The sequence below is a fragment of the Actinomadura chokoriensis genome (assembly GCF_041463665.1).
Lineage (GTDB): Bacteria > Actinomycetota > Actinomycetes > Streptosporangiales > Streptosporangiaceae > Spirillospora > Spirillospora chokoriensis_A.
Genome location: NZ_JAXCEJ010000043.1, coordinates 1 through 19,526, shown reverse-complemented (window position 1 = coordinate 19,526; position 19,526 = coordinate 1). Strand labels below are relative to the sequence as shown.

Below are 19,526 nucleotides of genomic sequence, written 5' to 3'. Positions count from 1 at the left end.
CGCTCCGGGCCGCGCCTCCGGCCGGAAACCGGCGGCGCGGCCCGGCCACCGACAACCTGGAAAGGAAACGCGCAGTGAATCGATTCGAGGGACGCGTCGCCACGGTCATCGGCGGCGGTTCGGGCATGGGCAGGGCCATCTGCCGCCGGCTGGCCGCCGAAGGCGCGCACGTGTACGTCGTCGACCTGTCCGGCCAGGCCGCCGAAACCGTCACGGGCGAGATCGCCGACGCCGGCGGCTCGGCACGCGCCGTGCAACTCGACGCCACCGACCCGGCGGCGCTGGCCGACCTCTACCGGCGGGTCGACGCCGAGCACGGCCGCCTGCACATCGTGCACAACCAGGTCGGCATGCCCGGCGCGGCGGGGCTGGACATCAGCGCCGAAGAGTGGCAGCGCAACATCGACGTCAACATGAAGAGCCCGTTCTACAGTGCGACGCTCGCCTGGGACCTGCTCAAGAAGGCGGAGGGCAAGGCGTCGGTGACCATGACCGCCTCGACCTCCGCTCTCGTCGGGTCTCCGTTCAGCCCGATCTACTCCCTCACCAAGAGCGCGCTCGTCGGGCTGACCCGCGCGCTCGCGCTGGTCGGCGGCGCCGACGGCATCCGCGTCAACTGCATCGCGCCCGGCACCGTGCAGACCCCGATGCTCGCGCAGTTCTTCGGTCGCGAACCCGGCGCCGACGTCGGGGAACTCGTCGAGCAGTTCGTCAGCGGCATCCCGCTGGGCCGGGCCTCGCAGCCCACCGAGATCGCGTCGGTGATCGCGTTCCTGGCCAGTGACGACGCCAGTTTCGTCACCGGGGTGACGCTGCCGGTCGACGGCGGCCTCACCGCCAAGTGAGGCGACCGGCCGCGCCAGCGCCCCAACATCGACGACTCGCCGAATCGGAGGTCCGGTCATGGTCCAGGTAGGTCTACTGCTCAGCGACGTGCCGACGTCGGTGTCCCCGACGCGGCAGTTCCGCGACGTGCTGCGCATCGTCGAGGCCGCCCAGGCGAACGGGTTCACCTACATCGCCATCGGTCAGCACTTCCTCTACGGCGACCTGCGCTGGCTGCAGCCGGTGCCGCTGCTGGCCCGGCTCGCCGCCGAGGTCGACCCGGAGGTCCGGCTCGCCACCCAGATCATGATCGCGCCGCTGTACCCCCCGGTCCTGCTCGCCGAGGAGATCGCCACGCTCGACGTGGTCACCGAGGGCCGGCTGGTGTTCGGCGCCGGCCTCGGATACCGGCCCGAGGAGTTCGGCTACCTCGGCGTCCCGTTCAACGAACGGGCGGCCCGCATGGACGAGTGCCTCGACCTGCTCATCAAGCTGTGGACGCAGGACGAGGTGACCCACCACGGCCGGTTCTGGCAACTGGACGGCGTCCGGCCGCACCTGAAACCGGTGCAGCGGCCCCACCCGCCGATCTGGATCGGGGCGCACAGCCTGGCCGGGACCCGGCGGGCCGGCCGGTTCGGCGACGCCTACGCCTGCCCGCCGGAGACGCCGCTGGACGAGGTCGCCCAGCGGTTCGCGGTGGTCCGCGACGGCTTCGCCGCGCGGGGCAAGGCGTTCGGCCCGCAGCCGCTGCGGCGCAACGTGCTGGTCGCCGACACCACCGAGCAGGCGGTCGTCGAGTACGCCCGGGTGGCCCAGGGCCGCTACCTGTCCTACGCCCGGCGCGGGCTCGACGTGATGGACGAGAGTGAGATCGCCGCGGACTTCGCCGCCGCGGTCGCCGGGCACGCGGTCGTCGGCACTCCCGACGAGGTCACGGCCCGGCTGGTGGACATCGTCACCGCACTGCCGGTCGACCCGCTGCTGCTGCGCCCGCAGTGGCCGTCGATGGACGCCGACGAGACGATCGCGGCCATCGCCCGCCTCGGCCGCGACGTCGTCCCGGCGATCCGGGCCGTCACACCGCGCACCGACCTGCCGGACGGCATCGAGGCGTAGTGGTCATGGACATCAACCCGACAACGCCCTGGACGCCGGCGGCACCGGCCGGCCCGGGCCTCACGGTAGGGGACTGCGCACGATGACGCGGTACTACACGGATTTGGTTCCCGACTTTCCGGACCCGGCGACCTGGAACGTCGCGCACGTCCTGCGGCACCACGCGCGGGTGCGGCCGGACAGGGTCTTCCTGATCACGCCCGAGGAGGAGCGCCGCTGGACGTACGGCGAGACGCTGGCCACCGCCGAGCGGGTCGCGGGCGGTCTCACGGCGGCCGGCGGCGTCGCCGGCGACCGGGTGCTGGTCATGGCGGCGAACAGCTCGCGGTTCGTGTTCACCTGGCTCGGCTGCGGCCTGGCCGGGCTGGTCGAGGCGCCGGTCAACACCGCGTACGAGGGCGAGTTCCTGCGGCACCAGGTCGAGCTGGCCGGCCCGCGCTTCGCCGTCATCGACGACGTGTACGCCGAGCGCTTCCTGGCGATGGGCGCCGCGGCCGACGTGATCGAGCACTTCTTCCTGATCGACACCGGCCATGCCGACGCGGCGCTGCGCGCGCTGCGGGCGGCGGGCCGGCGGGCCGACGACTGGGACGTGCTCACCGCGGCCGAGCCGGTCGCGCCGCCCGAGCCCGCCGCGAACACGCTGGCCTCGATCTTCTTCACCTCCGGTACGACCGGGCCGTCCAAGGGCGTGGCGATGCCGCACGCCCAGATGTACTTCTTCGGCCAGGAGGTGGTCTCCCTCACCCGCCTCACCGCCGCGGACACCTACCTCACGGTGACCCCGCTCTTCCACGGCAACGCCCAGTTCATGGCCGCCTACCCCGCCCTGATCGCCGGCGCCGGGCTGGTCGTCCGGCCGAAATTCAGCGCCAGCCGCTGGATCGACCAGGTGCGCGCGGACGGCGTGACGGTGACCAACTTCATCGGCGTGATGATGGACTTCGTCTGGAAGCAGCCACGGCGCGACGACGACGCCGACAACCCGCTGCGGGCGGTGTTCGCCGCGCCGACCGCCTCGTCCGTGCTGGCGGCCTTCAAGCGCCGGTTCGGCATCGAGGCGTTCGTCGAGGTGTTCGGCCTGACCGAGACCAGCGCGCCGATCCTGTCCCCGTACGGGGTGGACCGGCCGGCCGGCGCCGCCGGGCTGCAGGTCGCGGACTGGTTCGACATCCGCCTGGTGGACCCGGACACCGACGAGGAGGTGCCGGTCGGCGAGATCGGCGAGCTCGTCGTCCGCCCGAAGCACCCGTGGACCTGCAGCCTCGGCTACCACGGCATGCCGGACAAGACCGTCGAGGCGTGGCGCAACCTGTGGTTCCACACCGGTGACGCGCTGCGCCGCGACGAGGAGGGCTGGTACTACTTCGTCGACCGGTACAAGGACGCGCTGCGCCGCCGCGGCGAGAACATCAGCTCCTACGAGGTGGAGCAGGCAATCCTGGGGCACCCGGCGGTGCTCGAGGTGTCGGTGCTCGGCGTCAAGGCCGAGATCGAGGCCGGCGAGGACGAGGTGCTCGCCGTCGTGGTGGCCGCCGAGCCGGTCGACGCCGAGGAGCTGTGGCGGTTCTGCGAGGGCCGGATCCCGGCGTTCGCCGTCCCGCGCTTCATCCGCTTCGTCGACGCCCTGCCCAAGACGCCGTCGGAGAAGATACGCAAGTCCGTGCTCCGCGACGAGGGGGTCACCCCGGACACCGGTGACCGCACCGCCGCGCCGGTGGATTGATCGGAGCCCCCATGGACTACACACGACGGTACCGCTCGATCCTCTTCGTCCCCGGACACAAGCCGGACTGGGCAGACAAGGCGCTGAGGTCCGGCGCCGACGCGATCATCCTCGACCTCGAGGACGCCGTGCCGGACGACCTGAAGGACGAGGCGCGCGCCGCGGTCGCCGCCTCGATCGCGCGGCTGCGCGCGGCCGACCCCCGGGTCGGCCTCGGCGTGCGGGTGAACGGCCTCGCCACCCGGCAGACCGGCGCGGACCTGGAGGCCGTGGTGGTGCCCGGCCTGGACGTGGTCTTCGCGCCCAAGATCGAACAGGCCACCGACGTGCTGCGCTACGACGCGCTGCTGGACCACTTCGAGATCCGCGGCGGCGTCGGCGGGCTGCGCTACATCGTGCCGGTCGAGACGGTACGGGCGATCCACAACGTCCGTGAGATCGCGCACGCGTCACCGCGGGTGGGCGCGCTGATCGGCCCGACCGCCGAGCACGCCGACATCGCCCGCGAGGTCGGATTCGAGTGGACGCCCGAGGGCCACGAGACGCTCTACCTGCGCAGCCGGGTGCTGCTGGCCTGCCGGGAGGCGGGCCTGCACGCGCTCACCGGGCTCTGGGAGCGGGTCGACGACCTCCACGGGCTGCGCGAGTTCGCCGTCGCCGGCCGGCGCCTCGGCTTCCGCGGCATGATCGCCATCCATCCCGCGCACGTCGCGACGCTCAACGAGGTGTTCTCCCCGGCCCCGGAGGAGATCGCCTTCTACCAGGGCATGGTCGAGGCGTACGAGACCGCCGCCCGCGCCGGCAGCGGCGCGCTGCGCTACCGGGGACTGCATGTCGACCGCGCGCACTACGACAAGGCCGTCGAGTGGCTCGCGGCAGCCCGCGCCATGGGCGGGGGAGCCGCCGAGGACACCACGCCGGCCAGGCCGACCGAGACGAATACCACCGAAGAGAGCGACGGATGACCGCATGAACACCGACTACGAGGCCTTGCGCCACTGGATCCCGGAGACCCGGCAGCTCACCATCGGCGGCCGGCTGGTCGATCCGGAGGGCGAGCGCTGGGACGTCCACAACCCGGCGACCGAAGAAGTGATCGCGAACGTCGGCGGTGCCTCGCCGGCCCAGGTCGACGCCGCGGTCGCCGCGGCGCGCGAGGCGTTCCCCGCCTGGGCTGCGCTGTCCGGCGAGGAGCGGTGCCGGCACATCCACCGGCTCGCCGACGTGCTCGAGGCGCACGGCGACGAGTTGCTGCCCTCGATCGTCAACGAGGTCGGCACGCCCGTCTCGCTGGCCGCGTACCTGCAGGTCAAGATGGCGGTGCAGCAGCACCTGAGGTGGGCCGCGGAGGCGGCCAAGGTGGACCGCACCCAGCACCTCGGCCCCTGGGACGAGCCGGTGCCGACCATGTCGGACGTGGTCCACCAGCCGGTCGGCGTGGTCGCCGCGATCACCGGCTACAACTACCCGCTGAACCTGGCGATCTTCAAGTTCGGGGCCGCGCTGGCCGCCGGCTGCACGGTGGTGCTGCTGTCGTCGCCGCGCACGCCGCTGACCACGCTGTTCCTCGGTGAGCTGCTGCGGGAGGCGGAGCTGCCGCCGGGCGTCATGAACGTCGTCATCGGACAGGCCGACGTCGGCGTCCGGCTGTCCTCCCACCCCGGTGTCGACCGGGTGTCGTTCACCGGCTCCGACGGCGTCGGCGCGAGGATCATGGAGCAGGCGGCGCGCAATCTCGCCGGCGTCACGCTCGAACTCGGCGGCAAGTCGCCGAGCATCGTGCTGCCGGGCGTGGACGTCAAGAAGATCGCCGTGGAGATGCATCTGCGCTGGTCCCGGAACGGCGGCCAGGGCTGTGCGGCGCTGGCCCGGCTGCTGGTGCACGACTCGCTGTACGAGGAGTTCCTGGCGGCGAGCGCCGAGGCGTTCGACCAGATGATCGTCGGTGACCCCTGGGATCCGGCGACCAACATCGGGCCGATGATCCGCCCCGACCACCGGGCGCGGGTGCGCGGCTTCATCGACGACTCGGTCGCCGAGGGCGGCCGCAGGCTGCTGGAGGTGACGCGGCCGCTGCCGGAGCGCGGCTGGTTCGTGAACCCGGTGCTGCTGGGCGACCTGCCGCACGGCGCGCGTGCCGTGCAGGAGGAGATCTTCGGCCCGGTGGCCGTCGTGCTGCCGTTCAAGGACACCGATGAGGCCGTCCGGCTCGCCAACGACACCGCGTACGGGCTCGCCGCCAACGTCTGGTGCGACGATCCCGCCGAGGCGCGGCGGGTCGCCGAGGGGATCCGGGCCGGCACGGTGTGGATCAACGGCGGCGGCAGCATGCGGCCGGACGCGCCGTTCGGCGGGTTCGGGCGTTCCGGCGTCGGCCGCGAGCTGGGCGAGTGGGGGATGCGCGAGTACCTCGAAGTGAAGCACATTCAGTGGCGGGTGTGACCGGCGTGAACGGGGAGAGCGCGCCGCTGCGCGGCATCCGCGTCCTGGAGCTCGGCACCATGTACGCGGCGCCGACCTGCGGCCGGATGCTGCGCGACTTCGGCGCCGACGTGATCAAGGTGGAGGATCCGGCCGTCGGCGATTTCGCCCGCCAGTGGACGCCGATGAAGGACGGGCTGTCGCTCGGCTTCAGCCGGCTCAACGCCGGGAAGCGGTCGGTCGGCATCGACGTGCGGACGGCGGAGGGGCGCGAGCTGGTCCGCCGGCTCGCCGCGACCGTCGACGTGGTGATCGAGTCGTTCCGGCCGGGCCGGCTGGAGGCATGGGGCCTGGGCTATGACGTGTTGAGCGCGGAGAACCCGGGGCTCGTGCTGACCCGGGTGTCCGGCTTCGGGCAGACCGGCCCGTACCGGGAGCGTCCCGGCTTCGGGACGGTCGCCGAGACGGCGAGCGGCTTCGCCTTCACCAACGGCTGGCCGGAGTCGCCGCCGACCTCACCGCCGTTCGGGTTCGCCGACTCGATCGCCGGGATCTCCGCCGCGATGGGCACCGCCATGGCGCTGTTCCGCCGGGAGCGGACCGGAGACGGCGATGTCGTCGACGTGGCGCTGTACGAGCCGCTGATGTTCATCCTCGGCGACATGATCCTGAACTACTCCGCCACCGGGCACGTGCAGCAGCGTGTCGGCAACGGCACCGGGTCGGCCTCGCCGCGCGGCATCTACCGGGCGGCGGACGGCGGCTGGCTGGCCGTCGCCGCCTCCAACCAGACCATCGCGGTGCGGCTGTTCACCGCGATGGGCGTGCCGGAGATCCTGGACGATCCGCGCTTCGCCACCAACGAGGCGCGGCTGGCCAACGACGCGGTGGTCCAGGAGAGGGTCCGCGACTGGGTGGCGTCCCGGCCGCGGGACGAGATCCTGCAGGTCCTGGAGGAGCACGAGGTGGTCGCCTCGGCGGTGAACGACGCCGGCGACATCGCCGCCGACCCGCACTTCCTGGAGCGGACGCTGGTCGAGATCACCGGCAACGAGGTGCTCGGGCGCGTGCTCATGCCCGGGCCGGTACTGCACCTGTCGCGGTGGGACGGGCCGCGCTACGAGGGCGTTCCGGGCGTGGGCGAGCACACCGGCGAGGTGCTCTCCGAACTCCTGGCGGAGACCCGTTGGTGACCCGCCGTCCACGGCCGGCCGCCGCGCGCGGCCGGCCGCGGCCGCTCAGGGCTGGCCGCCGTCCACGGTCAGCACCGCGCCGGTGGTGTAGGAGGCCGAGTCTCCCGCCAGGTACAGCGCGGCACCGACGATCTCCTCCGGCTCGCCGCCGCGGCGCAGCGCGAACCGCTGGGCTCGTTCGTCGAAGGCGGTCCGGTCCCAGGATCGGCTGACGTCGGTGAAAAAGGTGCCGGCCATGATCGCGTTGACCCGGACCGCGGGCCCGAAGGTGTGCGCGAAGCCGACGGTCAGCGCGTTCAGGCCGGCCTTGGCCGCCGCGTACGGCAGCAGTCCCGGACGGGGCCGGTCCGCGGCCCGGCTGGAGATGTTGATGACGGATCCGCCGCCGTCCGCGGCCATCCGGCTGCCCACCAGTGCGGTCAGCCGGAACACGCCCTTCAGATTGACCGCGATGACCTTGTCGAACAGCTCCTCGCCGACCTCGGCGACGTCGTCGTACAGCGGCGACATGCCGGCGTTGTTGATCAGGACGTCGACCCGGCCGAAGCGGTCGTAGGCGGCGTCGGCCAGGCCCTCCAGCTCATCCCAGTGGCCGACGTGCACGCCGTACGGCAGCGCGGCCACGCCGGTCGCGGCGCTGATCTCCGCCGCGTAGCGGGCGCACGCGTCGCCGTCCCGGCTGGCGATCACGACGTCGGCGCCGGCCCGGGCGAACCCGGCCACCATGGCCCGGCCGAGCCCCCGGCTGCCGCCGGTGACGAGCACGACGCGGCCCGCGAACGGCAGGTCGGGCGGGGGAGAGAGCACGTTGTCCGGCATGCGGAAATCCTTCCACGGTGTCCCGAAGGGGATCTGGTGTTTGCGTAATTCCTTGTTATAGTATGCATGAATTATCCGATCCTGAGGAGTGGGTGCGATGGTTGCCGATCAGCCGGTGCTCTACGAGCTGCCGGACCACTACCGGAGTCTGCAGGCGGAGGCGCGCGCCCTCGCCGACTCCGTCCGCGACCTGGCGGCGGAGGCGGACGAGGCCGATCGGGTGCACCCGAAGATGCGTGCGGCGCTCGCGGAGAGCGGCCTGGCGGGCGTGCTGGTCCCGGCGGCCTACGGTGGGCGGTACGCGGCGGTCGACTCCCTCGCCGCCACGGTGGTGCGCGAGGCGCTGGCCGCGGTCAGCTCGCACCTGGACTCGCTGTTCGCCATGCAGGGCATCGGGACGTTCGCGCTCGCCCGCGCGGGCACGGACGCGGTCCGGGACCGCTGGCTGCCCGCCGTCGCGCGGATGGACGCCATCGCGGCGATGGCCCTGACCGAGCCGCAGGTGGGCTCCGACCTCAAGGCGCTGACCACGACCGTCGAGGAGCGCGCCGGCCGGCTCCGGCTGACCGGTCACAAGTCGTTCATCACCAACGCCGGCGACGCCGACACCTACGCCGTGCTGGGCCGGGAGGGCGACGGCTACTCGCTGGTCCTGGTCCCCGCGGACACGCCCGGCCTGACCACGAGCAACCCGCACCAGATCATCGCGCCGCACGTGCTGGGCGACGTCGTCCTCGACGGCGCCGAGGTGCCCGCCGACCACCGCATCGGCGGGCCCGGTGAGGGGTTCGCGCTGATGCTGGCCACGCTCGCGACATTCCGGGTGTCGGTCGCCGGGGCCGCGGTCGGGGTGGCCGAGGCCGCCCTGATGGCGGCCGTCCGGCACGGCGTCGGCCGCGAGCAGTTCGGGAAGCCGCTGGCCCGCCTCGGGTCGGTCCCGGAGCACCTGGCCACGGCGTGGACGGAGATCGAGATGGCCCGTTCGCTGACGTACCGGGCCGCCGCGGCCGCCGCCCGCGACCCGCTCGGCAACCTGTGGCTGTCGTCCATGGCCAAGGTCGGGGCCACCGAGACGGCCGGGCGGGTGGTCGACCGGGCGGTGCAGGTCGCCGGCCGGTTCGGGCTGACCCGCGGCACGCCGCTCGAACGGTTCTACCGGGAGGCGCGCCCGATGCGGATCTACGAGGGCTCCACCGAGGTCATCTACGACTCGCTGGCCCGCCAGCTGACCAGGATGGCCGAGCAGTCGTGATCATCGATACGCACTGCCACATCTGGCCCGACCACATCGCGCCGCGGGTCCTGGCCGCCCGCCCGGCCGGCCTGGACGCCCGCTTCGACGGCACCGTCGCCGGGCTGACCCGCACCATGGACGCGGCGGGCATCGACCGCGCGATGACCCTGGGCATCGCCGGGGTCGCCAAGAACGTCGAGCGCACCAACGAGTTCATCGGGTCGGTGGACCGGCAGCGGTTCATCCCGTTCGGCACCGTCCATCCGGGGCTGCCGATCGACCGCAACCTGCGGTCCCTGGCCGACAACGGGATCCGCGGGGTCAAGCTGCATCCGCTGTTCCAGGACCTGTCGCTCGCCGACCCGGCGGTGGTCGAGCTGGCGCGCGCGCTGGCCGACGCCGACGTCACGGTGATCACGCACGCGGGCGCGGGCGGCGACGAGCGGGCCAACGACCGCGGCGCGCCGCGGCACCTGCGCGCGCTGCTCGACGCCGTGCCGCGGCTGCGGCTGATCGCCTGCCACTACGGCGGGTACCACCGTCTGGACGAGGCCGAGGAACTGGTGGTCGGCTCCCGCGCGGTGCTCGAGACCTCCTGGCCGCCCCGGCTGTCCGACCTGGACGCCGCACGGATGCGGGCGATCGTCGCCGCGCACGGCGCCGACCGGATGGTGTTCGGCTCGGACTGGCCGATGGCGGATCCGGCCGCCGAGATCGCCGCCGTCCGGTCCTGGGGCCTGTCCCCGGAGGAGGAGTCGGCGATTCTCGGCGGCACTCTCGCCGCGCTGCTGGGCCTGGACTGACATGCCGCCGGAGAGTTCGGGACGTGCCGTGATCGTGGGCGCGTCCCTGGCCGGCGCGCGCACCGCCCAGGCGCTGCGCCGCGGCGGATGGACCGGCCCGATCACGATGATCGGCGCCGAGCCGCACCCACCCTACGACCGGCCACCGCTGTCGAAGGGGATCCTGCTCGGGCGAGCCGACCGGGCCGGGATCGCCCTGCTCTCGGCGGAGCAGTGCGCCGGGCTCGGTATCGAGTTGCGCCTCGGCCGGCCGGCGGTCGGCCTCGACCCGGTCGCGCGGCACGTCGCGCTGGGGGACGGCACGCGGGTCGGCTACGACGCGCTCGTCGTCGCGACCGGATCCGCCCCGCGCGTCCTGCCGGAGACGGTCGCCGACGGGCCGCGAACCGGGGTGCACGTCCTGCGCACGCTCGACGACGCGCTGGCGCTGCGCGAATCGCTGTCCGCGGGGGCACGGGTCGTCGTGGTCGGCGGCGGCTTCATCGGCGCGGAGATCGCCTCCTCGTGCCGCGCCCTGGACCTGGACGTCTCGATCGTCGAGGCGGACCGGGTGCTGATGGGGCGCGGTCTCGGCACCCGGCTCGGCGCGGCGGCCGCCGTCCGGCACTCCGCCCACGGGGTGCGCGTGCTGCTCGGCCGCCGGGTCGCCCGGCTGCACGGTCAGGACCGGCTGACGGCGGTCGAACTCGACGACGGCACCGAACTGCCCGCCGACGTCGCGGTGGTCGGCATCGGGTCGCGGCCGGCCACGGGCTGGCTCGAGGGCGCCGGCCTGACGCTGGACGACGGCGTGGTCTGCGACGAGACGCTGGCCGCCGCCGGCGTCGAGGACGTGTACGCCGTCGGCGACGTCGCCCGCTGGCGGGCCCGCCGGTACGGGACGACCCTGCGCACCGAGCACTGGACCGGGGCGGGGGAGCAGGCCGCCGCCGTCGCGGCGACCCTGTGCGGCACGCGCACCGAGTACGACCCGGTGCCGTACGTGTGGTCCGACCAGTTCGGCGCCAAACTGCAGATCTTCGGGCGGGTGCGCCCGGCCGACGAGGTCGTCGTGCTCGACGGAGACCCCGAGAGCGATCGGTTCATCGCGGTGGCGGGAGGCGAGGGCCGCCTGCAGGGCGTCGTCGCGCTCAACGCCGTGAAGGCGGCGATCCGGCTGCGCCGGTCGCTGTCCGAGGGTGCGTCGTGGCCTTCGGTCATCGACGATCTTCGCAGCTGAGCGCTGCCGTCGAAAGTCCGCGGCAATCTCCCGGAAACAGTTGACCAGCTCTTCCGTCACCGTTATAACGATGCTTATCCTTATCAGAGATTCGATCAATGACGCGAGCGGCGACCGCTCGCCGCCCACGAGGAGACACCAATGACGGGTCGCATGGCAGGCAAGGTCGCCTTCATCACCGGGGCGGCGCGCGGGCAGGGACGCAGCCACGCGGTGCGCCTGGCCGAGGAGGGCGCGGACATCATCGCCGTGGACATCTGCGCGAACATCGACACGGTCACGCCGTACTACCCGCTCGCCACCGAGGAAGAGCTGGCCGAGACGGTCGCCCAGGTCGAGGCGCTCGGCCGGCGCATCGTGGCCCGCAAGGCCGATGTGCGGGACCTGGACGGTCTGCAGAAGGCGTTCGACGATGGCCTGGCCGAGCTCGGCCGGATCGACACCGTCGTCGCCAACGCGGGCATCGCGACCTACGGCAAGGCGTGGGAGCTGACCGCCGAGCAGTGGCGCGACATGATCGACGTCAACCTGACCGGCGTCTTCCACACCGCCCGGGTCGCCATCCCCGCGATGATCGAGGCCGGTCGCGGCGGATCGATCATGTTCACCAGCTCGATCGGCGGCCTGAAGGGCGTCCAGCACGTCGCGCACTACGTCGCGGCCAAGCACGGCCTCGTCGGCCTGATGCGCACCCTGGCCAACGAGCTGGGCCCGCACAGCATCCGCGTCAACACCGTGCACCCGACGAACGTCGACACGATCATGATCCAGAACCCCGGCACGTACGCGATGTTCTCGCCGGGCGACCCCGAGCCCAGCCAGGAGAAGGCGATGCCCGGGTTCCTGTCGCTCAACACCCTGCCCGTGCCGTGGGTGGAGAGCGCCGACATCAGCAACGCGGTCCTGTTCCTGGCCAGCGACGAGAGCCGCTACATCACCGGCGTCACCCTGCCGGTGGACGCCGGCGCGACCGTGAAGTGACCCCCTCACCCGAACCCACCGAATCGAGGAACGTCATGTCCGCACGAGGCGGCATCGAGAACACCTTCCACCGCTGGGCGCTCGCCTACGACGAGAACGACATGGACACCATGGCGGACTGCTTCACCGAGGACGCGGTGCTCAGCATGACCATCGCCGGCGGCGACCTCATCGGCCCGTTCGACGGCCGGGAGGCCATCATGGGCCTGATGCGCGACTCGCTGGCCTCGCAGACCGACCAGCGCCGGCACCTCACCACCAACATCATCATCCGCGAGGAGGACGCCACATCGGCCACCACCGAGTCCTACCTCACCCTCCTCTCGGTCGAGAACGGCGCCATCCAGGTGCTGTCCAGCGGCAAGTACCAGGACCGGCTCGTCAACGAGGGCGGCGTATGGCGGCTGTCCAAGCGGCACATCGCCCTCGACCTGCCCTACTGACGAGCGAGGCCGGACCATGAACCAGGGCTTGATCCCCGCCAAGTGGGCGGCGCTGACGCCGTCGGCTCAGGCGATCTACGACGTCCCCAACGACCGCCGGATCAACTGGCGCGACCTTGATGAGCGGATCCGCCGGCTCGCCAACGGGCTGCGCGGTCTCGGCCTGGAGACCGGCGACCGCATCGCGGTCCTCAGCCGCAACAGCATCGAGTACCAGGAGCTGTACTTCGCGGCCGGTCGCGCCGGCCTGGTGCTGCAGCCGCTGAACTGGCGGCTGGCCACGGCCGAGCTGGTCCGGCTGCTGCAGGACGCCAGCCCCAAGCTGGTCGTCGTCGCACCGGAGTGGCGCGAGGTCGCCGCGGAGTTGCAGCGGCTCGCCGACGTCCCGCACTGGCTGCAGTACGGCGACGGCGACGGCTCGTACGAGGACCTCGTCGCGGCGGCCTCGGACGCCGAGCCGATCTGGGCGGACAAGATCAGCGAAGACGATCCGTTCTTCATCCTGTACACCGGCGGCACCACCGGGGAGTCCAAGGGGGCGCTGCACTCGCACCGCAGCGCCGCCATGGGCATGCTCAACCAGACCGTCGCCGAGCGGATCGTGCCGAGCGACGTGTACATGCTGACCGGGCAGATGTACCACATCCCGATCGTGCTCTCGATGAACTACATGAAGCACGGCTGCCCACTCGTCCTGGTCAACTTCGAGGCCAAGCAGGCGCTGGAGATCATCGAGGCGGAGCGCGTGTCGGCGTTCCTCGGCATCACCACGATGCTGAACTGGATGATGGCCGTCCCCGGGTTCGCGAACTACGACCTGTCCAGCCTGCGCAACATCCAGTACGGCGGCGGGCCCATGCCGTCCGCGATCGTGCGCGCCGCGCTCGAGTCCTTCCCGTGCACGCTCATCCAGGGGTACGGGCAGACCGAGGGCACCACGATGACCTTCCTGTCCCAGGAGGATCACGCGAACGCGGTCGCCGGCCGGAACGAGCACCGGCTGCGCTCCTGCGGCCGCGAGGGGTTCGTCACCACGGTCCGGGTGGTCGATCCCGAGGGCCGCGAGGTGCCCAAGGACGGTCGGACCACCGGGCAGATCATCGTCCGGTCCGAGGCGAACATGATCGGCTACTACAACAGGCCGGACCTCACCGCCAGCACGCTGCGGGACGGCTGGATGTGGACCGGCGACCTGGCGACCTGGGACGAGGAGAACTACGTCTTCATCGTCGACCGTGCCAAGGACATGATCATCTCCGGCGGGGAGAACATCTACAGCGTCCAGGTCGAAGAGGCCATCGCCAAGCACCCGGCGGTGCTGGAGTGCGCGGTGATCGGCGTGCCCGACGACGAGTGGGGCGAGGCCGTCAAGGCCGTCGTCGTGCTGAAGCCGGATACCACCGCCACCGAGGCGGAGATCATCGCCACCGCGCGGGAGAACCTCGCCTCGTACCAGAAGCCGCGTTCGGTGGACTTCGTGGCCAGCCTGCCGAAGGCGCCCACCGGCAAGATCCTCAAGCGGGACCTGCGGGCCCCGTACTGGGCCGAGCACGACCGGCAGGTGTGACGGCGGTGACGTTCAGCGAGCAGGACCTCGCCTCGATGGTGGGCCGCCGGTTCCCCGGCGGCACCTACGCCATCACGCCGTGGCGGGCCTGGCTCACCAACGATGTCGTGCTCGCCCCCCAGGGGGGCGAGCACGCCCATCCGGTGTTCGTGTTCATCGCCGCCACCAGCGCCATGGGCATCTCGTGGGACGAGCTGTTCACCTGGTTCGGGGCGACCGCCGCCGACGGCCCGCTGTTCGGCGACTGCGACATCGAGATCGCCCGGCCGCTGCTGGTCGGCGCGGAGTACCGCGTCGACGGGTTCGTCTACGCGGCCGAGCGCAAGCGAGGCCGCCGGGCCGGGGTCTTTGACCTGGTCCGGTACCAGCTTGAACTGCATGACGGGGCCGACGGCCCGGCGGCGGTCTGCCGCAACTCCATCGTCTTCCCGAGGAGGACCCGATGACCGTGCGGATCGGCGACGAACTGCCGTCCCGTGACGTCCGCTCGGTGGACGCCGAGAAGATGAAGACGATGGCCGCGCTGCTGTCCGACGCCAATCCGATCCACTGGGACGTCGAGGCGGTCCGCGCGACCGGGCTCGGCGACCGGCCGATCAATCAGGGCCCCACCAACATGGCCTACGTCCTGGACATGCTGTCGTCGTGGGCGGGCGGACACGACCGGCTGCGCCGGGTCCGGCTGCGGTTCACCGGCAACGTCTTCGCCGGCGACCACGTGCGCGCCGCCGGGACGGTCACGGACGTGCGTGACGAGGGCGGCGCGACCGTCGCCGAGTGCGAGGTTCGGCTGGACGTCGTCGGCGGCGGGACGGTGCTGTCCGGTACGGCATTGGTGACCTGCGAGCCCGCCGGCCCGGACGAGACCGCCCCGCCAGCCGAGTGACCACCCGGCCACCTCATCTTTGGAGGCACCCGCATGCCTGAATCCTCTGACCGGATCACGTTCCGGCTCTCCTACGGTGACTGCGACGCCCTGGGCATCGCCTACTTCGCGATGTTCTACCCGTGGATGGAACGCACCTACAGCGGCTGGCTGTACAGCCTGGGCATCCACTCCGCCGACCTCATCGGCCGGTTCGGCGTCTACACGGTCGGCATGCGGTCGTCGTGCCGGTACATCAGGCAGTGCGAGGTCTTCGACGAGCTGACCTGCCAGGCCGTCCTCGACCATCTCGGCACCACCTCCTACACCGTCGGCTTCGACTTCGTGCGGGAGGGCGAGCTCGTCGCGCACGGCGAAATCATCTTCGCGGTGCGAAGCCCCGACGGGACCAAGGCGCCCATTCCGGACGGCCTCCTCGACGCGCTGCGCAGTCTGCCGATGTCCACGTTCGGCTCGTAACGGAAGGAACAGTCCGATGGCGGTCATCGATATCATGTCCCCCGAATGTCAGACAGACCCGGCACCCGTGTGGGAGGCGCTGCGCGAGACCGCGCCGCTGTCCTTCCACGAAGGGCTCGACGCCTACGTGATCAGCCGGTACGACGACGTCGAGCAGGCGTTCAAGAACCCGGTGTTCACCACCGACAACTACAGCTGGCAGCTGGAGCCCGTGCACGGCCGCACCATCCTGCAGATGGACGGGCGCGAGCACTCGATCCACCGCGGCCTGGTCTCGCCGGCCTTCCGCGGCAGCGAACTGGCCACCACGTTCGCCCCGGTGATCCTGCGCAACGCCCGCGAGCTGGTCGACGAGTTCCGGGACGCCGGCGAGGTCGATCTCGTCGACGCCTTCACCATCCGCTTCCCGATCAACGTGATCGTGGACATGCTCGGCCTGCCCAAGACCGACCACGCCCTGTTCCACCGCTGGTACACCTCGATCATGGCGTTCCTCGGCAACCTCTCCCAGGACCAGGACGTCATCGACCAGGGGCTGCGGACCAAGGAGGAACTGCAGGCGTACATGCTGCCGCACATCGCCGAGCGCAGGGCCGCGCCGCGCGACGACCTGCTGTCCACGCTGTGCACCGCGGAGATCGACGGCGCGCGGATGACCGAGCTGGAGATCAAGGCCTTCGTCAGCCTGCTGCTCGTCGCCGGCGGTGAGACCACCGACAAGGCGATGGCCAACATGATGCTGAACCTGGTGAACCACCCGGATCAGATGGCCAAGGTCCGCGCGGACCGCACACTGATCGCGAACGCCTTCGCCGAGACGCTGCGGCACTCGCCGCCGGTCCAGATGATCATGCGGCAGCCGTCCGCGGACGTCGAGGTGTCCGGCGGGACCATTCCCGCCGGCGCGACCGTCATCTGCCTGATCGCCGCCGCGAACCGCGACCCGCGCCACTACACCGAGCCGGAACGGTTCGACATCACCCGCCCCGACCTGGACTTCGGCAAGGCGTTCGCCGCGGCCGCCAACCACACCGGATTCGCCTTCGGCCGGCACTTCTGCGTCGGTGCGATGCTCGCCAAGACCGAGGTGGAGACGGCGACCAACGAGCTGCTCGACGCGATGGAGGACATCGAACTGCTCGAACCGGCGCCGCCGAGCGGGCTGTTCACCCGGGCGCCGTCGTCGCTGCGGCTGCGGTTCCGGCCCACCTCATGAGCACGGGCGACGACGTCGTCGCCCGATACTTCGCGGCCGTGAACGGCGAAGACTGGAGCACGCTGCGGAACCTCTTCACCGAGGACGCGGTGCTGGCGGCGACCGGCGCCCGCACCCGTCGGGGAAGGGACGACGTCCTCGCCTACTACCCGCGAGTACTCGCCGGCTACGCAGAACACCTCGACCGGCCGACCCGCCGCCTGGACTTCGGGTCGGCCACTGTCGTGGAGATCACGTTCGCCGGCCGGACGGTCGAGGGCCGCCCGGTCGCCTTCGAGGCGGTCGATGTCTTCGACCTCCGGGACGGCCTGATCGCCCGCCTGGGCAGCTGGTACGATACGGCCGCCGTGGCGGCGATGCTGGCCTGACCTGCCCGTGCGCGGCCCGCAGCCCATCCGCGGGCCGCGCCCGGGCCGGCCCGTCATCGTCGGATCCGGCGGACGGCGATGCGCGCGGAGCCCCCCGCGCCCGGCCCGCATCCGTACATGAGCGGACGCCCGGCATCTTCCTGTGCACCATAATGATGTTTGTCATTGATTCGGCAGAGGGGGCCCGGGTGGCGCAACCGCAGATCAAGCGGGGGCTGAAGGTGGGCGAGGCGGTCGCACAGGACATCGTGCGCAAGATCGGCGCGGAAGGCCTGCCCGCCGGTACGCCGCTGCCTTCGGAAGCGCAGATGCTGGAGGAGTACGGGGTCGGGCGCGGTTCGCTGCGCGAGGCGCTGCGGATCCTCGAAGTCCACGGCCTGATCTCCATCAAGCCGGGCCCGGGCGGCGGTCCCATCGTGGCGGGCGTCAGCCCGGCCGCGTTCGGCCAGATGGCCGGGATGTACTTCCAGGCCGGCCAGATGACCTTCCGTGAGCTCATGGAGGCGCGGCTGGTGATGGAGCCGGTCATGGCGCGGCTGGCCGCCGAGTGCCGGGATCCCGAGGTCCTGTCCCAGCTCGCCGCCCTCGCCGAGGGCACCCCGCTGGAGGACGACGACGAGTACCTCAGCCACAGCGGCGACTTCCATCGCCTGGTGGCGTCCATGTCGGGCAACGGGATGCTCAACCTGTTCAGCGCCTCGCTCGGAACGATCTTCCACGGACGGGTCAGCGGGCTGTTCTTTCCCAAGACCCGGCGCGCCAAGGTCCGCGAGGCCCACGCGGCGGTCGCCGCGGCCATCGCCGGCGGCGACGCCGACCTCGCCGAGAGCCTCATGCGCGAGCACATGGAGGAGTACGCCAACTACGTCAAGCGCCGGCAGCCGGCCTTGATGAACGAGATCGTCGGCTGGCGCTGACCCGCGGCCGGGCGCTGACCTGCCGGCGGCTGGACGCGCAGCAGGCAGGCCGGTCTTCCCGTCAATGCTGCGACACTCCTCGCTCGCCATCACCGCCGACACCTACACCAGCGTCCTCCCAGAGGTCGCCCGCGAAGCCGCAGAAGCCGCCGCGGCACTGGTGCCAAGGAAGATCCCGGCTGAGGAAGACCGGCCTTCCGTCCTCCCCGCGTCCTCCCAAGGTGAGGAGGAGTAGCCCCCTCACCGCGTGCACGTGACGCGTATCCGCGAGCCACATAGGCGATGCGTTGAGTGGGCCGCCTGGGACTCGAACCCAGAACCTACGGATTAAAAGTCCGAAATTGCCGTATCAGGATGGTGTTCTGGGTGTCATTTTATGCCAGCCTGTCCGCATCGAGCCCAACTTATATGTCGGCAAATGCCGCGGCGTGTCGATCCGTTTCGAAACCGCCGAGCCGACAACGAGCCGACACGGTCTTTGACGATCTTGCAGCTCCCTCGCCGGGGGCCCAGGGCCATTTCAAGGTGGCTTGTCTGGGGCGATCGTCCCCGAGTGCCCGGATCGGGGTCTGCTACATGGAGTGACGCCGAAACGAGGATGACCTTCTGTCCGTGATCATGGGAGTTCTCACGCTTCCACCATCAGGACAAGAAGGTCACCGGTGTCAGTTTCGCACGTTCGGGCCGAGGTTTCGTCGTTGCTGGGGATGCTGGCGGGTGTCACGGACCCGCGGGACCCGCGCGGTGTCCGGCATCCGCTGGTGGCGGTGCTGGGGGTTGCGGTGATGGCGACGCTGGCCGGTGCGGCCAACTACCGGGAGTTGGGGTCGGTCGCCTCCGATCTTCCGCAGCGGCTGCTTGGGCTGCTGGGAGCCCGGTGGGACCAGGCCCGCCGAGCCTTGGCGGCGCCCAGCGGCGCCACACTGCGGCGGGTGCTGACCAGGCTGGACGCCGATGAACTCGATGCGGCGGTCGGTGCCTGGCTGCGGGAGCACGCCGTGTGCGACGCCGAGGGGTGGGCGATCGCGCTGGACGGCAAGGACCTGCACGGCAGCTGGGACGCCGGCGGCCGGCTGGTGCTGTTCTCGGCGATGGTCCACCGGACCGGGCGGCACGATGCGGTGGTGCTCGGGCAGATCACCGTCCCCGAGGGCACTACCGAGACCACCCAGGTGCGCACGTTGCTGGACCCGATGGACATCGCCGGGGCGCTGGTGACCGCCGATGCCGCGCACACCTGCATCGAGACCGCCCGCTACCTGGTCGAGGACAAGCAAGCCGACTACCTGCTGACCATCAAGGGGAACCGGTCGTCGCTGCACGCCGCCGC

20 protein-coding genes are annotated in these 19,526 nt (G+C 71.4%); 19 read left to right on the top strand and 1 reads right to left on the bottom strand.

The window, feature by feature from the left end:
* Nucleotides 1–74 precede the first annotated feature (74 nt).
* The 6 genes from SM418_RS36795 (at nt 75) to SM418_RS36770 (ending at nt 7,284) form a co-directional block, all read left to right on the top strand.
* Entirely contained in the window at nt 75–845 is a 771-nt protein-coding gene (locus tag SM418_RS36795) for an SDR family NAD(P)-dependent oxidoreductase (RefSeq protein ID WP_371946261.1), read from the top strand.
* 58 nt (nt 846–903) lie between these two features.
* Complete coding sequence (locus SM418_RS36790; protein WP_371946262.1) at nt 904–1,944, top strand: LLM class flavin-dependent oxidoreductase; 1,041 nt, start codon at nt 904–906, stop codon at nt 1,942–1,944.
* Nucleotides 1,945–2,026: 82 nt separating this feature from the next.
* On the top strand, nt 2,027–3,670 hold the full coding sequence (locus tag SM418_RS36785) for an ATP-dependent acyl-CoA ligase (protein ID WP_371946263.1): 1,644 nt from the start codon (nt 2,027–2,029) through the stop codon (nt 3,668–3,670).
* A gap of 11 nt (nt 3,671–3,681) precedes the next feature.
* On the top strand, nt 3,682–4,635 hold the full coding sequence (locus SM418_RS36780) for an HpcH/HpaI aldolase/citrate lyase family protein (RefSeq protein ID WP_371946264.1): 954 nt from the start codon (nt 3,682–3,684) through the stop codon (nt 4,633–4,635).
* Nucleotides 4,636–4,639: 4 nt separating this feature from the next.
* Nucleotides 4,640–6,112 (top strand): aldehyde dehydrogenase family protein, encoded by a 1,473-nt coding sequence (locus tag SM418_RS36775; protein WP_371946265.1) that lies wholly within the window; start codon nt 4,640–4,642, stop codon nt 6,110–6,112.
* Nucleotides 6,109–7,284, top strand: a complete 1,176-nt coding sequence (locus tag SM418_RS36770; protein WP_371946266.1) for a CaiB/BaiF CoA transferase family protein — start codon at nt 6,109–6,111, stop codon at nt 7,282–7,284. The genes SM418_RS36775 and SM418_RS36770 overlap by 4 nt, the downstream gene beginning before the upstream one ends.
* A gap of 45 nt (nt 7,285–7,329) precedes the next feature.
* Here SM418_RS36770 and SM418_RS36765 read toward each other — a convergent pair whose 3' ends face one another.
* Nucleotides 7,330–8,103 (bottom strand): SDR family NAD(P)-dependent oxidoreductase, encoded by a 774-nt coding sequence (locus SM418_RS36765; protein WP_371946267.1) that lies wholly within the window; start codon nt 8,101–8,103, stop codon nt 7,330–7,332.
* A 97-nt stretch (nt 8,104–8,200) separates the two neighbouring features.
* Here SM418_RS36765 and SM418_RS36760 point away from each other — a divergent pair, with 97 nt between their 5' ends.
* The 13 genes from SM418_RS36760 to SM418_RS36700 form a co-directional block, all read left to right on the top strand.
* Nucleotides 8,201–9,355 (top strand): acyl-CoA dehydrogenase family protein, encoded by a 1,155-nt coding sequence (locus SM418_RS36760; RefSeq protein WP_371946268.1) that lies wholly within the window; start codon nt 8,201–8,203, stop codon nt 9,353–9,355.
* Nucleotides 9,352–10,140 (top strand): amidohydrolase family protein, encoded by a 789-nt coding sequence (locus SM418_RS36755; protein ID WP_371946269.1) that lies wholly within the window; start codon nt 9,352–9,354, stop codon nt 10,138–10,140. The genes SM418_RS36760 and SM418_RS36755 overlap by 4 nt, the downstream gene beginning before the upstream one ends.
* A gap of 1 nt (nt 10,141) precedes the next feature.
* On the top strand, nt 10,142–11,359 hold the full coding sequence (locus tag SM418_RS36750; RefSeq protein ID WP_371946270.1) for an NAD(P)/FAD-dependent oxidoreductase: 1,218 nt from the start codon (nt 10,142–10,144) through the stop codon (nt 11,357–11,359).
* Between the two features lie 141 nt (nt 11,360–11,500).
* The gene (locus SM418_RS36745; RefSeq protein ID WP_371946271.1) at nt 11,501–12,340 is read left to right on the top strand and encodes a mycofactocin-coupled SDR family oxidoreductase; all 840 of its coding nucleotides are present in this window, start codon (nt 11,501–11,503) and stop codon (nt 12,338–12,340) included.
* Nucleotides 12,341–12,375: 35 nt separating this feature from the next.
* Complete coding sequence (locus SM418_RS36740) at nt 12,376–12,783, top strand: nuclear transport factor 2 family protein (protein WP_371946272.1); 408 nt, start codon at nt 12,376–12,378, stop codon at nt 12,781–12,783.
* Between the two features lie 16 nt (nt 12,784–12,799).
* On the top strand, nt 12,800–14,350 hold the full coding sequence (locus SM418_RS36735) for an AMP-binding protein (RefSeq protein WP_371946273.1): 1,551 nt from the start codon (nt 12,800–12,802) through the stop codon (nt 14,348–14,350).
* Nucleotides 14,351–14,355: 5 nt separating this feature from the next.
* Nucleotides 14,356–14,796, top strand: a complete 441-nt coding sequence (locus tag SM418_RS36730; RefSeq protein ID WP_371946274.1) for a hypothetical protein — start codon at nt 14,356–14,358, stop codon at nt 14,794–14,796.
* Nucleotides 14,793–15,236: a MaoC family dehydratase gene (locus tag SM418_RS36725; RefSeq protein ID WP_371946275.1), complete on the top strand. Its 444-nt coding sequence runs from the start codon at nt 14,793–14,795 to the stop codon at nt 15,234–15,236. The genes SM418_RS36730 and SM418_RS36725 overlap by 4 nt, the downstream gene beginning before the upstream one ends.
* 33 nt (nt 15,237–15,269) lie before the next feature.
* Nucleotides 15,270–15,695 carry an acyl-CoA thioesterase gene (locus SM418_RS36720; protein WP_371946276.1) on the top strand — a complete coding sequence of 142 codons (426 nt, stop codon included), beginning with the start codon at nt 15,270–15,272 and terminating at the stop codon, nt 15,693–15,695.
* Between the two features lie 16 nt (nt 15,696–15,711).
* The gene (locus tag SM418_RS36715; protein ID WP_371946277.1) at nt 15,712–16,911 is read left to right on the top strand and encodes a cytochrome P450; all 1,200 of its coding nucleotides are present in this window, start codon (nt 15,712–15,714) and stop codon (nt 16,909–16,911) included.
* Nucleotides 16,908–17,279, top strand: a complete 372-nt coding sequence (locus tag SM418_RS36710) for a nuclear transport factor 2 family protein (RefSeq protein ID WP_371946278.1) — start codon at nt 16,908–16,910, stop codon at nt 17,277–17,279. The genes SM418_RS36715 and SM418_RS36710 overlap by 4 nt, the downstream gene beginning before the upstream one ends.
* A gap of 188 nt (nt 17,280–17,467) precedes the next feature.
* Nucleotides 17,468–18,196, top strand: a complete 729-nt coding sequence (locus SM418_RS36705) for a FadR/GntR family transcriptional regulator (protein ID WP_371946279.1) — start codon at nt 17,468–17,470, stop codon at nt 18,194–18,196.
* A 707-nt stretch (nt 18,197–18,903) separates the two neighbouring features.
* Nucleotides 18,904–19,526: ISAs1 family transposase (locus SM418_RS36700; RefSeq protein WP_371946280.1), on the top strand; the 623-nt coding region annotated here is incomplete at its 3' end.